Genomic DNA, 14,172 nt, shown 5'->3' with positions numbered 1-14,172 from the left:
ACCGAGCGGCATTTCTAAGTGGCTTGAAGATACAAATATTTATATAATTCATTATTAAACATGAATTTTCTCTTTATGCGCGGAAACTATGCTTTCAGACTCATTAAAAAAACAGATCCGGGGTAGTTATGATCTTATTACTCAAGCCCTTCCCAACTTTAGCAAACGTAAAGCTCAGAACTATTTAGTCGCTGAAATAGCCAAAGTGCTGGCAGGCGAATATGATAAATCCCGTCGCATACTGGTTGCTGAAGCAGGCACAGGTATCGGAAAATCACTTGCTTATATTCTCGCCGCCCTGCCTGTTGCGCAGCGTTTAAATAAAAAGCTGGTTATTTCCACCGCCACTATTACCCTGCAAGAGCAGCTTATCCATAAAGATCTGCCCTTCTTTTTACGCCACAGTGATTATAAATTTTCATTTACCTTAGCGAAAGGCAGGCAACGCTACTGTTGCGAACACAAATTATTCTCCACACAGCAAGGTACGTCGCAACCCAACCTTTTTGAAGAAAAACCGCACGCGGGTGACACTACTTTATTAAAAGAGCTAAATACGGCCTATCTAGCAGGTAAATGGTTGGGCGATCGCGATAGCTGGCCAAAGCCAATCCCCAACCGCATATGGCAACTTATTGTATCTGATAAATTTAGCTGTAAACGTGCACTTTCAAACCATCGCCAGTGCCCTTTTCATCGTGCGCGGGATGATATTAATAAAGCCGATATTATCGTTGTTAACCATGCATTATTATTGGCAGATCTTGAACTGGGGGGCGGTATTATATTGCCCGATCCGGATAACTGTTTTTATATAATAGATGAGGCACACCACCTCCCTAAAATATCACGTGATTTTTCCAGTGCACGTGCCAGTATTAAGGGCAGTCAAGATTGGCTTAAAAAAGTCAAACAGCTCAACCAGCATATTAACAGGGTGATCAAGCGGCACACTATCATCACGCCAGGTTTAAATATGTTAGAAAGTACGGAAGAATTAAGCAAAGAGCTTAAAATGGTTGAACTGTATTTTAACAATAACCCGCAATATTTTAGTGAATCGGAGCAATACCGTTTTGCTATGGGAGAATTGCCCGAAGCGCTGATAATCCCGATCGTTAATTTGAAGGAAGAGAGCAAAAAGTGTTTATCTGCTTTAAATAAACTGGCCGTAATTATTAATGAAGAGATTAAAGATGGTAATGTAAAAATGGCAGAAGCGGAGTCATTATTAATCGAGTCAGGTTTTTTCCTGCAGCGTTTGGAAAATATCAATTCGCTTTGCAAGATGTTAAGCAAAGAGCGCACGGCTAAACAGACACCGATCGCCGCCTGGGCATCACATGAACATAATGATATATACTTAAATGCTTCCCCGATTGAAGTGGGAGGGATTTTAGAATACATGTTTTGGTCACAGGCTGCAGGGGTCATTTTATGCTCCGCAACATTAACCTCTCTGAATAATTTTGACTACTTCAAACGTCAAAGCGGTTTAAAAAGTAACGATGGCACGCAATACTTACGCTTAAAATCCCCTTTTAATTATCCCGCTATCCCATTAATTATCCCGGATATGGACAACGATCCGACACAAGCCAACTTTGACGTTGAGCTGGTTGAGAAAATTGACCATTATCTGCAGGATAAACAAGCTAACCTGGTTTTATTTGCATCCTATTGGCAAATGAATTTGGTAGCTGATAAACTGCAAAAAAAATACGCTAAGTCATTGCTGGTGCAGGGTGATTTATCTCGCAGTAAAATGATTGAAGCGCATAAACAGCGCTGCGATCAAGGTCTGACCAGTATCTTATTTGGCACCGGCAGTTTATCGGAAGGGCTGGATCTGCCTGGCCATTACTTAACCAACTTAATGATCACTAAATTGCCTTTTGCCGTGCCCAACTCCCCCGTTGAAGAAGCCCATTCAGAGTGGATAAAAGCACAAGGCGGCAATCCATTTATGCAGCTTTCTGTGCCTGAAACGAGCAAAAAACTTATTCAAGCTTGCGGGCGATTAATTCGTCAAGAGAAGGATACCGGTCAGATCATTATTCTGGATAAGCGTGTAAAGACAAAGCGTTATGGAAAAGGGTTACTCGATGCATTGCCCCCTTTCGCGATTCAATATGAGAAAAAATAATGACAGAGGTTTTATTTGATCCGAGTAACTGGGCATTAATTATCGGCGTTGGCCTGTTTGCGGGGTTTATTGATGCAGTTGTTGGCGGCGGAGGCATGCTGACTGTGCCCACTTTATTAAGCTTGGGATTGCCTCCACACCTGACACTGGGAACCAACAAACTGTCGGCTTGTTTTGCATCGGGTACTGCGGCTTACACCTATTTTAAAAAGCAGCTTTTCACTCCGAAATTTTGGCTGCAAAGTTTTTATAGCACATTGATTGGGGCATTATTGGGTGCTATTTTTATCAATTTAATCGCCAATCAATGGTTAGAAAAAGCGTTACCACTGATTATTTTAGGCGTGGCGCTGTACAGCTTATTTAATCGGATGGCCGATATTGATAACTGTCAATTACCTGAAAACAATTTATCATTTCGGATCAAACAAAATCTGCAAGGTTTTATTTTAGGCTTTTACGATGGCTCATCCGGCCCGGGAACGGGCGCATTTTGGGTGATCTCCACGATGCGTTTATATCGTTTGAATATTTTACTGGCAAGCGGCGTCGCTAAATCGATGAATTTTACCAGTAATATCGCCTCGCTATTCGTTTTCCTCTATTTTGGTCAAGTGAATTGGTTAATTGGATTAACCATGGGCAGTTGTTTAATGCTCGGTGCCTATATTGGCGCACATTCTGCCATCCATTTTGGTGCAAAATTTATACGCCCTGTTTTCATCTCTATTGTACTGATCATGGCAATTAACTTAGGATACCACGCATGGCTGAGTTGAATAAAAAAGCATCACATGGATACTCTTTACTTTTAAATCAGTTAGAGGAGCAGCTCCGCGATTTAAGTACACGCTGCAAAAAACTGGACAGTGAAATTAAACAGTCGGAAAATCACTGTTTCGTATTTGAAGTTCATCTTTTTCCGAAGCGCTGCTTTAGCCTTAAAGGTTACATTGAACAGATCCAAAAAACCTTTAATTCTCTACAAAAAGCGATCCATAAACAGCTTCCAGAGTTTCTTATTAAACATGAATGTGAACTTTTTACAGGCCAATTCCATCTGTTACTGCAACTTGTACAAGGATTAGAAAAGGGCAAAGCTGAGCTTCTCTATAAGTCCTACTCTTCCCAAAAAGAGCAGATATACCAGCATCTTCAGAAACAATATCGATATGAACATCGGCTCTTAGATATGATTTCTGAGCAGGAAGAGAAATTAACCAAGAGTCCATATGAAGAAAAATCGTATATTAAAGAAAAAATAGAGGCGTTGAAAATACGTTATCAAAAGTGTAATACCTACACCCAAAAATTAGAGTTTAAATTAGAAGATATAAAAGATGAGTAAACAAAAAAATAACCGTTCCAGTTTATCAGATGCGCCCAAAGCGTTACAAATTGCAGTCGATCTAATCCAGTTATTGGAAGAAAACCAAATCGAAACATCTGTCGCTATTGAAGCGCTTGATATTGTGTTAAAAGATTTTAAAACGAAGCAGAAACTATCTGTTTAGAATTTTTGGAAAGTACTTTGCTAATTAAAAAAGTTGGTACACCCTTTAGATAAGCGGAATAAATAACAAGGCAGTGATTAGCAATTACGGCCTTGTTAAGATCACAATAATCACTAACGCTTAGCATTACCCTTAACACTCGCTACTGCTATTGGTTCCTCGTCACGCACAAATTTAATATCAGTAAACCCCATGCGCATAAATTCCGTCTGGCGGAAATTTTTAACAATACCTTGACCTCTGCAGCTCAACTCCAGTTGTTTTTCCATGGCTAAAAAAGATTTTAAATCAACACCTTCTTCGGCAGCAACGGCTTCATACATGTCATGAAATATATTATAGGAAAATTGAATCATATTACGCTTACCTTTGAATAGATAAGTTACTTGCCTTGCCATAAAGAAACCTTATTAGTTGCATTGCTCTTGCTTTTTGATATCAAGAATATTGTTGTCGAACTGAGATATGGCAATTTTGCCATTATTTTACAGAGGGAATATCTCAATATTATTTTTTATCCGTGTAGGTACGTAGCATAATACCCAAATAATCTTTCCGCTTCTATCTTAAACGGGTAGATTTGGAAAATTATATTAAACTGCTTTGATTGGCCTTTGCCTGCGAGATTCTAATTGCGTAAGATTATGCGGGGAAATGGTCTGAAATGCGCTATATATTGCATTTTTCAAAAAATAAAATATATACCCGTTAGCAATCAAAATGGTGATCTTTGCATATTGAATGATTACGGGTATAGACAAGCTGTTCTGACATTTGATCCTAACAGCTCAAATAATTGCATTTCATTGAGCTGTTATTCTCAGGTTTACCTAGACTTTAAATTTATTTAGCTGCTGATCTTGTTTACCCATCTGTTCGCGCATTAATTCGGCATGTTTTACCTGACCTTGCGCTACAACTGCGACATCTTGGCTGATATCTCTAATGTTGGTGGTATTACGATTAATCTCTTCTGAGGTGGCAGATTGCTCCTCTGCCGCAGATGCGATTTGTATATTCATATCATTGATTTCCAAAATCGCAACACGAATTGATTCCAACGTGTCATTTGCCTGACTTGCTTCTTCCGCCGTTGTTATCGCAGCCTCCCGGCTATGCTTGATATTATCTTCCGCAACACGCACGCCAGACTGCAATTGCTCTATCATAGAACGAATTTCACGAGTTGACTCTTGTGTTCTGGATGCTAATGAGCGAACTTCATCAGCAACCACAGCAAACCCGCGACCTGACTCGCCAGCTCTTGCTGCTTCAATAGCCGCATTGAGCGCTAACAGGTTAGTTTGGTCAGCAATACTGGTGATCACAGATAAAATAGATTCAATATTGTTGCTAAATTTAGCCAGTTCGACAACAGACTCAACGGCCACCTCCATATGCTCCGCTAATTCGTTGATTGAGTGCGTTGCGTGAGAGACAACCTGCACACCTTTTGCGGTCTCTTTATCCGCAGTTCCCGCTGCGTGAGCCGCAACCTGTGCATTTTTAGCAACTTCCACAGCACTTGATGCCATCTCATTCATTGCAGTGGCAAGTTGGTCTAGTTCACTTAATTGCTGCTGTAACTGTTGCGACGCGTTATCAGACTCATTGCTAATTTTATGCGTGCTTTGGCCAACATCTGCTGCAAGATCTTTAACATTTATAATAATGGTCTGGAGATTTTCAACGAATATATTAAATTGAGCAGCCAGTCCTCCAAATTCATCTTTAGAAATAACAGGTAAGCGTTTAGTTAAATCACCGTTACCACTATTGATTGCCAATAGCGACTCGGTTAAAAGACCGATAGGTTTTAAAATAGTTTGCATTAAACTACCTAGCACAATGACCCCGATAACAAGACTGATTAAAACACCTATCAGTGAATGCCAACCCATTGCATCCGCATCCGCCATTACAATATCAGCATCAACAACAACACCTATATACCAATCCATGCTTTCAAGGCCTTGCAATGGCGTAAAACTTACCCAGAGTGTTTGCCCATCCACTTCTATTTCCTGTATTTCTTTATCTAAAGCAACCGCATTACCTGCAAACAATTGAGCATAGTTTTTACCGTTATTGTCAGCATCTGGATGGCTAATGATATTACCGCTCTGGGTAAGGAGAAAAGCGTAACCCGCATCATTAAAGGTAAGTGTATTGAGTGCTTCAGAGACTGTCTTTAAACTGAGATCGCCGCCAAAGGCACCTTTCAGTTCGCCTTTATCAGAGAGATTAGCCACTACAGAGATTAATACATCCTTGGTTACAGAATCTTCATAGGGCTCGGTAATCATGGCATGATTTGCACTTCTTGCTACTTTATACCAAGGTCGTTTCCTCGCATCCCAACTTTCTGGCTGCCAAGAGGAATCATTACTGATCGCTTTACCATCTGTATCCAAGCCGCCAAATATAAGTATAAAGTTATCTTTAAGAATTTTTGCATCAAAAGTATTTTGTATTTGCTCACTACTGAAATTGCTCTCTATCACCTGTGCAGCCAGATCGATCACTTCTAATTTACCGCTCAACCAATTGGTTATTTGCTGCGCCAGGGCATTACTCGACTCTTCAATCGCACTACTTGACTGGTGCTGAAGTGTCTCCTTTACCTCTCGATACTGCAGCCAAGAGAGCGAGCTGATAGCGAGCACCAAGACCAGTGATGACGCTAAAACAACTTTAATTGAAACTTTCATATTTTTCTTCCTTAATAAATATTAACTCAATTGAAGAATCAACCGACTCTTTTTTCAGTCTATAGCTCGCATAAAACAATTGCGAGTTTAATTTGAAACGTTTATTTAACGTTTATTTAATGTTTATTTAACACGCAATAGTCATTTAAAAAATCAAAAAAAATAAGATATATTCGCTTACTAGGATATGATTACGTTTAATAAAATTTTTAGTAATTATCTAATATCTGTTGGTATATCCCCTCTTTTTTTAGCGCATCTAAAGCATTCTGTAGCCCTTGTATAAGCAGTTCAGACATCTCTTTATTGCAAGCGTAATAGATTTCCCCTTTTTTTAAGCTGTAGACAATTTCATAGTTATTAAAATCAAAACCCTGTTTTTTCATTGTCCTTATTGCTGCTTGATCGCCATAAGCTAAAAGATCAAATCTGCCCTTATTTAATTTTCTTATTGATTGAGCAATTACATTAACGCCCCCTATCTGATCTAAATTTTCGAAAGCAACACCCGCTTTAAGTAGCAATTGTTCCCCTGCATCATCTCTTACAACGCCAATTTTATATTTCAGAAGATCCTGCTTAGAAGTGATCTGTATATTTTTATCCTTTCTTGCAATAAGTGAAATAGAAATTGCAGATATCGGCCCAACCCACTTAAATAATTTTTCTCTTTCTTCTGTTCTAAGGGTAGAGAATAAGCATGTATTGGCGTTTGCTAATAAAGCATTATATCCGCGAGCCCAAGGTTTGAGATGAATATCTGCTAACGTTTGTTTGGCGTGAAGTTTATTAAGCATCAGAAGTAGAAGATCAATAGAAATTCCCTGCAGTTTTCCATTCTCTTCAAAGTTAAACGGTGGATAATTTTCGGTTATAAAATAAATATCATCGATAGGTTTTGACTGAGTGTAGGCGGGCATCGAAAAACAAAGAAGCACTATTAAATAAGAAATAATATATCTAATATTCACTCCCATTTACCCTCCGACATCTGTGATCATTATGTAAACCTTACAACTTTTTTGCCTTTATGCAAGCAAGCCTGAAAATTAGCCGTGACTTATAGTTATTAATCAGATATATCTACAAATCGATCACTCAACTTTTTGATGATGTGAACTAACCATCCAAAATCCTGCTTAGCAAATGTTTTATATGTTGTCTCCTATAATCAGCATATAAATAGAAATCTGGAGAGCGTCCTGAATGACACAAGAATTTAAGATAGAAGATGCCCAAAAGATGATGTTAAGCCTTGATATTAGAAAATTAGACTTTGCGCAAATCATCGAGAATATTAATAATGATGAGATACTTCGTCAATTTTCTCCCGATGGAATTTGTCAGATTGACCCGCGTAATGGCAACTTAGTCATCTACAACTCATCTCGAGCAAAACGCATTCATACAACAATAGAAACCAGCAACTCATTAAAAACGCCTAAAGCCTGCCCTATCTGCGAGGGTAAAAGCTCTGAAATATTTGATCTGGTAGAGCAAAGTGAAGGTTTCACTTTCATTAATAAAAATATTTACCCTATATTTCACCCTATCGATGAACTACCCAATGAAGAGGCAGATTACTTTTTACATCAAGATCTCGCGCACAAAGGCAGAGCTTCCTATGGTTTCCATCTATTACAATGGACATCATCTATACACCATAAAGATTGGCACAACATGCCATTTGAAGATGCGCTGCTCGCCTTCAAACAACTCGCCCGAGTAGAAGAGATCCTGCTCTGCCAGCCGACTAATTTTATGTCCCGCTCCATCACCCAAATGGATAAACAGGTAGTCAGTGGCTATATTTCAATTATTAAAAACTATGGCGCAGCAGCGGGCGCGTCTTTAACGCATGGTCATCAACAGATTGCTTACAGTAATATTTTACCGCAACGTTTTTTCAATAATCTGAATTTCCGTAAACGTCATAATAAAAGTTTCAGTTTATTTATGCTTGAAGAAAACCCGAGCGAATTATTAGTAAAAGATTATGGCGGCGTTGTATTGATGGTTCCCTACTTTATGAAACGGCCATTGGATATGCTACTTGTGATCAAAGATTCGAGTAAACGTTATTTGCATCAGTTGTCTGTTCTCGAAATGAAACAAGTAACAGCGGCCATCCAAGAAGCTATTCAAGCAATTATTGCCCTAATGGGAAACATGAAGATACAACCCGCTTATAATATGATTGTCAACAATGGCCCCGGATGCGGATTATATTTCGAGTTTTTACCGCAAACTCAAAAAATGGGCGGCTATGAGCAAATTGGACTTTTTGTCTGTCAGGCCAATGCAGCTGATTCAGCAAAACAGCTCCGTGAACAAATTTCCGCACAATCGGTCTGAATATTCATATGTTTGCGAGTTCTGCATTTAATATCAATTTATCAGCCATTAAATGGATAATCTTGCTCTTTTCATAAAGACACCGTTTTTACTCTTCATAAATTAATGATTTATCTTAATAAAAATACTGAATAGGTTATGCTCCCTTGCCGTACAAGCAGGTATATATTCATGGTTATCAGGATCTTATTATCCGAATAAGGGCTGCTAAACAACTTAACCAGAAGACAAAAAAGGAACGAAGATGGATCTATTACAGATTAAAATTATATTAGTAAATATTAACGCTCTTGCCTCCTTTATTAAACAGGTCAAATTAAGCGTTCAACACCCAGAAAACCAAACATCGAACAGGATCACATTATGATTTTTGGTATTGCCCCAAACTCTTTTTATATGATGGCGACAGTAACCTCACTACTCGTTATTGCATCGACTATTCGCTTTTTTCTGCAAATAAGAACACCTGAAAAAAACTATACAGAGTTGAGCCAACGCATCCGTTCTTGGTGGGTGATGATAGCTATAATATTTACAGCTCTGCTAAGTGGGCATACTTTATCTATGATCTTTTTTGCCTTTTTAAGCTTTCTGGCGCTAAAAGAATTTCTTTCTATTGTACCGATGCGGCAAACAGATCGCAGAGTCATTTTCTGGGCGTACCTATCGATCCCGTTGCAATACTACTGGGTGGCAATTGGTTGGTATGGCATGTTTATCATTTTCATTCCTGTTTATGTATTCCTATTTTTACCTATGCGTATGGTGTTGACAGGCGACACCAAAGGCTTTATTCGCTCCGCAGGTATTGTGCATTGGGCCACTATGCTTACTGTTTTTAGTATTAGCCATATTGCCTATCTACTGGTATTACCTGAGAAAAACAGCCAAGCAGGCATAATAGGTCCGGTACTATTTTTGCTGTTTATGACTCAGTTTAACGATGTCTGCCAATACATTTGGGGGAAAATGTTGGGAAAACATAAAATCATCCCCAAAGTCAGCCCAAACAAAACATGGGAAGGTTTTATCGGCGGCTTAATAACCATCACCTTATGCTCAGGCTTTATTGCGCCAATACTCACGCCTTTAAATTTTTATCAAGGGATAATCGCGGGTGTGCTCATTGGGATAAGCGGGTTTATTGGCGATGTAGTAATTTCTTCGGTAAAACGTGATTTACAAATCAAAGACAGTGGCCATTTGATTCCAGGGCACGGAGGTATATTAGATCGTTTGGATAGCTTAACTTATACCGCGCCATTATTTTTCCATTACCTTTATTACATAAGTTATTAATTATGGACAGAATATTAAAAGTATTATTTTTTGGTTTATTTATCAAACCTATTGTATTTATTGTATTAGGGCTCAACCTGAGAGGCCGCGATAAACTGCCTAAAAAAGGCCCTGCGATATTAGTGGCAAACCACAATAGCCATTTAGATACCATTGTATTAATGAGCCTATACCCTTTATCAATGATCCATAAAGTACGGCCCGTTGCAGCGGCAGATTATTTTTTAGGGCAAGGCGGTTTACTTGCATGGTTATCTCTAAAATGTATAGGTATCGTACCTATGGATCGCAGTGGTAAAGCTGGCCGTAATGCATTGTTTTCAGATTGCCATAAAGCACTGGATAATGGGGATATTTTGATATTATTTCCAGAAGGTAGTCGTGGCGAGCCAGAGCAGATGAGCAAACTAAAAAAGGGAATTTTCTTTTTACTTAACGACCGTGAACATATTAAGGTAACACCTGTCATGATGCATGGCCTTGGTCGTTCGTTGCCAAAAGGAGAGGCTCTTTTGGTGCCTTTTAATTGTGATGTAATAATAGGTGATGCTTTAGCGGTTACAAAAAAATCTGAAGAGTTTATGTTATCGATTAATGACTCCCTCAGTGAACTATCTCAACACTGTATAACGCGCCACCACGTAGAAGTATAATGCTAAAATATAAACAATGAAAAGAATTAGAGCAGTGCAGCAAGCTATTTTAGCTCGCCACACTGTTTCTTATTTTCAATAGTTTTGTAAAAAATCTGTATATAAATCAATGTTCACTTGCATATATTTTGATTGTACATAGCGAGGACGAATCTCTTCCAGGCGAGCTTTTATCTCTTTTTCTGTTTTCCCATTAAAAATCATCCACGCCCAAACAACCAATACAGAACGTGACAAACCTAACGCGCAGTGTACATAGATACCATCGGATTTATTACTTTCAATCAACAGCACAGCTTGATGCAATGCTACCGGATTTTGAATGGTTTGATCGAGAAAATTTAAACGATGCTGTATTAAATCAGTTTTATTTAACTGTAATTCCATCGCAAGATTAATTACTTGTTTAATTCCAAGCGTCCTGATTTGAGTATATTCATTAATGCTTGGATGACGACCGATATAAACCCCATCATCCACTTTTGCGAGCAATGGCAATGAGCGTTTATAAAACATCCAAGAAATTTTACTCCCTAAAAAATAGGGACCAAAAAGTAACCATTGTAAATAACTAACTTTACCATCAGCGGTGACTAACAGATTATTTAAACCAAAAGCATAAACAATGCTGACACTAAATACACTCAGAAAAAAATAGATGAACAGCGCACTCACAGTAAAACTTAAGATCATCAAAACAGTACTTAAAGCTAAAAAATAGAGCCCCATTTTCAAGTGTCTTGGTGTCATAAATTTATTTAACAGCTGCTCATTACGCCCTTCTCTAAACAGATAGACCGCTAACATTCCGACTAAAAATCCGCTGGGAATATCTATAAAATGATGCTGAAAAACAAAAAGTGTAGAGAGAACTATCAGCATTAACCAACAACCGAGCGCAATTTTTAACAAGCGGTTAGGCATGTGATCTTTCATACTAAACCAAAAAACGATCGAAAAACTGACATGTAAAGAAGGTAACTGGTTAAAAGGTTTATCCGCCTCCAATAATTTAAATAAAAATGTGAAGCTTTCTATCGCCGGCTTATCAAAAGAGAATTGTAGTGGGAAGAGTACAAATATCAACACTGAGAAGACAACAATAAACAATACACGTAACGCTAACACCCTAATCTCTAAGCGAGTTTGTGCTAATAAAAACGCCACCACAAAAACCAGATCCGATGACATATAGGGCACAATAAACGGGGGAAGAAATGCAATATGTTTTTCCCAGTCAAAAAATATTGACAGGTGCGGGGCATTGATACTGGCAAACTCATTAGCAGCACCATAAAGCAGAAAAAAAACAACGCCCATATAAACCAGCCACACAAAACGCTCCTTTAATGTGGCTTGGCTATCCATTGCAGATTTAAACGTTGTCATTATCAGCCCTTAAACAACGCCGAAGAAACTGTAAATATCCCCCAATCATCAATATGCATATTATCTTTTTCAAAACCATGCTGCGCAAACAGATAATCTAATTCATATTGGCCACGGCGACGCATGATCCATTTACTCTGCTGATGATTGCCAAGTACATTGGCAATTTGTTGTAGCTGCGGATGCCATGGCTGACCAGTGTAGATAAGGAAACCTTGATCTTCAATAAGTGATGCCACCCCTTTAATCGCATTGATAATCAGCGGATTATCTGGAAAAAGTTCAAAGACCCCGGAAATAATTACAATATTCGGCTGAAAATCATTATTTTCATAATTGCCGGGATCAAATGCATCGCTTTGCGTATAGGTAATATTGGTTAAACCACGCTCCAGCGCTAACGCTCGCCCTTGTTCAACATTTTGACTTTGATAATCTCTAACTTGTACAATGACATCGCGGTGCTGGTCGGCTATCTCGATAAGGTAGCGAGCAGGTCCCCCTGCAATATCTAATATTTTGACCTCTTTTCCGGCGTCTTGTAATGCGTTAATTTTTTCTTTTATAGATGCAATACTATTCACTTTACGCTGACGGATCCCCTTCCAGCCGATGCTATTAAGGAATCCTTTATCAATAAACCGACCAACAGCCGTTACACCTTCAGGTTTGTTTTTATAGACATGATCCAAAGTAACACCTGAATCAAAACCGTATTGCAGACCAATTTCCATACCTTTACTCATAAAACCGAGATACTTCATTGAAGTTCGCTGCATAAGGTAATTGATTTGCAGCGCAATAGGTAATGAACCGTAGCTTATTTTGTCACACTCTTGCTGCGTCACTGCAATCACTCTAGCACTGATATCTGTTGCAGTATCAGCAAAGGATTCCGCTGCGAATTGTGCTATTGCATCAATCGCAAACTGCGCATTTTCTTCATAGAGCACGCCATGATAAAAACCATCTAATTCAATCAAGCATTTTAAAGGAGAGGATAAATTTGCATAAAAATCGCCCTGCACTTTTGAATCAACCACATAATCTTTACCCGCCGAAAGTACTAGCGTTGGCACAGTGATCATAGCAGCATCGGCAACAATACGTTCTCCGGTATCAAGTAGTGTAGTTAGTTGCTTGGCTGGAATCTTAGGTGTTATACGCGGATCGTTATCATATTTAACCTGCTCGTTGAGAGCGTGAGTGAGAAATTTAGACTTAACATAGGAAGTAATATTCATGTTTGCTTTAAACTTAAGCGCAAATTTCAATAGCGGTTTGGCAAAAGGCAGATATAACTTAATTTTAAAGGCGGGTGCAACCAATGCCATACCCTTAATTTTAGGCGCATAATCATGCACCCAAGTAGCAGCCACCACACCCGCGACAGAGTTTGCAATCACAAATATATCTTGTTCTGTTTTATCTTCTTTAGCGCAGACAAATGCAACAAAAGCATTTAAATCACGCACCAAATTCATAAACTCAAAGGCAGCTTCAACCTCACTATATCCATGGCCTCGATTATCAAAAGAATAAATCGTATAACCTTTAAATGCCTCATTTTCGGCAACATCATGCAAACGGGCAGAATGCTCATGACCACGGTGCAATAACAGTAAAATTTTCCCATTATCACAATTTTCATCTTTCCACTTTCTAAAAAATAAAGAGTGCCCATCAAAGGTAGTAAAAGTGCCCGTTTGCATTGTCATAACATCATCCTGATTAATTATTTTATATTCAGGACTAATGATACCTTAAGCGGTTGATTTGTTTTGTTTTTTTGCTTATTTTATGCCTTTACTCATGCGTTTATAAAGCGTAACCAATCCTAACAAGGTAGCCGCAATTAAATACAACATTATCCAGGTTGCAGATAACAGTTTAAAAGCTAATAAAATCGCTAATAAGCCCATCGCGAAAGCACGATCACTTTTGCCCATCGGACCATCATATCGGCGATCATTATTAATAGCCTGCGCCACCACACCGGCCATCTCAGTAAATACCCCAATAATAACAAATGCTATCAATAAACCAGGTGAGACAAGGCTTACAAGCGCTAAGGGAAGATATATACCAGCATCCGCTATGACATC

General features: G+C 38.7%; 12 protein-coding genes and 1 pseudogene. 7 read left to right on the top strand and 6 right to left on the bottom strand.

What is annotated here, in order from left to right:
- Positions 1 to 88: 88 nt before the first annotated feature.
- From dinG to ACJAT7_RS08535, 4 genes are read left to right on the top strand one after another with little or no spacing between them, the layout of a single operon-like run.
- Positions 89 to 2,146 (top strand): ATP-dependent DNA helicase DinG, encoded by a 2,058-nt coding sequence (gene dinG, locus ACJAT7_RS08550; protein ID WP_415226381.1) that lies wholly within the window; start codon positions 89 to 91, stop codon positions 2,144 to 2,146.
- Positions 2,146 to 2,925: a sulfite exporter TauE/SafE family protein gene (locus tag ACJAT7_RS08545; protein ID WP_415226380.1), complete on the top strand. Its 780-nt coding sequence runs from the start codon at positions 2,146 to 2,148 to the stop codon at positions 2,923 to 2,925. Before dinG ends, ACJAT7_RS08545 begins: the two co-directional genes overlap by 1 nt.
- Entirely contained in the window at positions 2,913 to 3,494 is a 582-nt protein-coding gene (locus ACJAT7_RS08540) for a primosomal replication protein (protein ID WP_415226379.1), read from the top strand. Before ACJAT7_RS08545 ends, ACJAT7_RS08540 begins: the two co-directional genes overlap by 13 nt.
- On the top strand, positions 3,487 to 3,660 hold the full coding sequence (locus ACJAT7_RS08535) for a YbaM family protein (RefSeq protein WP_415226378.1): 174 nt from the start codon (positions 3,487 to 3,489) through the stop codon (positions 3,658 to 3,660). The genes ACJAT7_RS08540 and ACJAT7_RS08535 overlap by 8 nt, the downstream gene beginning before the upstream one ends.
- A 113-nt stretch (positions 3,661 to 3,773) precedes the next feature.
- Here the strand turns inward: ACJAT7_RS08535 and ACJAT7_RS08530 are convergent, their stop codons facing one another.
- The 3 genes from ACJAT7_RS08530 to ACJAT7_RS08520 form a co-directional block, all read right to left on the bottom strand.
- On the bottom strand, positions 3,774 to 4,058 hold the full coding sequence (locus tag ACJAT7_RS08530) for a DUF2960 domain-containing protein (RefSeq protein WP_415226377.1): 285 nt from the start codon (positions 4,056 to 4,058) through the stop codon (positions 3,774 to 3,776).
- 432 nt (positions 4,059 to 4,490) lie between these two features.
- Positions 4,491 to 6,371, bottom strand: a complete 1,881-nt coding sequence (locus tag ACJAT7_RS08525; protein ID WP_415226376.1) for a methyl-accepting chemotaxis protein — start codon at positions 6,369 to 6,371, stop codon at positions 4,491 to 4,493.
- A 209-nt stretch (positions 6,372 to 6,580) separates the two neighbouring features.
- Positions 6,581 to 7,348 (bottom strand): substrate-binding periplasmic protein, encoded by a 768-nt coding sequence (locus ACJAT7_RS08520; protein WP_415226375.1) that lies wholly within the window; start codon positions 7,346 to 7,348, stop codon positions 6,581 to 6,583.
- A gap of 229 nt (positions 7,349 to 7,577) precedes the next feature.
- On the opposite strand from ACJAT7_RS08520, the gene ACJAT7_RS08515 reads away from it, so the two are divergent.
- The 3 genes from ACJAT7_RS08515 to ACJAT7_RS08505 all read left to right on the top strand — a co-directional run bounded on the left by ACJAT7_RS08515 (position 7,578) and on the right by ACJAT7_RS08505 (position 10,678).
- Positions 7,578 to 8,726, top strand: a complete 1,149-nt coding sequence (locus ACJAT7_RS08515) for a hypothetical protein (protein ID WP_415226374.1) — start codon at positions 7,578 to 7,580, stop codon at positions 8,724 to 8,726.
- A 363-nt stretch (positions 8,727 to 9,089) separates the two neighbouring features.
- Positions 9,090 to 10,025 carry a phosphatidate cytidylyltransferase gene (locus ACJAT7_RS08510; protein ID WP_415226373.1) on the top strand — a complete coding sequence of 312 codons (936 nt, stop codon included), beginning with the start codon at positions 9,090 to 9,092 and terminating at the stop codon, positions 10,023 to 10,025.
- Between the two features lie 2 nt (positions 10,026 to 10,027).
- Positions 10,028 to 10,678: a lysophospholipid acyltransferase family protein gene (locus tag ACJAT7_RS08505; protein WP_415226372.1), complete on the top strand. Its 651-nt coding sequence runs from the start codon at positions 10,028 to 10,030 to the stop codon at positions 10,676 to 10,678.
- Between the two features lie 75 nt (positions 10,679 to 10,753).
- Here the strand turns inward: ACJAT7_RS08505 and ACJAT7_RS08500 are convergent, their stop codons facing one another.
- The 3 genes and pseudogenes from ACJAT7_RS08500 to ACJAT7_RS08490 all read right to left on the bottom strand — a co-directional run.
- Positions 10,754 to 12,067: a dual specificity protein phosphatase family protein gene (locus tag ACJAT7_RS08500; protein WP_415226371.1), complete on the bottom strand. Its 1,314-nt coding sequence runs from the start codon at positions 12,065 to 12,067 to the stop codon at positions 10,754 to 10,756.
- Between the two features lie 2 nt (positions 12,068 to 12,069).
- The gene (locus tag ACJAT7_RS08495) at positions 12,070 to 13,785 is read right to left on the bottom strand and encodes a bifunctional alpha/beta hydrolase/class I SAM-dependent methyltransferase (protein WP_415226370.1); all 1,716 of its coding nucleotides are present in this window, start codon (positions 13,783 to 13,785) and stop codon (positions 12,070 to 12,072) included.
- A gap of 75 nt (positions 13,786 to 13,860) precedes the next feature.
- Positions 13,861 to 14,172: pseudogene (locus ACJAT7_RS08490) on the bottom strand (CDP-alcohol phosphatidyltransferase family protein); the annotation flags it as partial.

Source organism: Psychromonas sp. (assembly GCF_047632995.1).
Classification (GTDB): domain Bacteria; phylum Pseudomonadota; class Gammaproteobacteria; order Enterobacterales; family Psychromonadaceae; genus Psychromonas.
The sequence above is the reverse complement of the archived record's forward strand: the minus strand, read 5'-3'. Positions and strand labels throughout refer to the sequence as shown.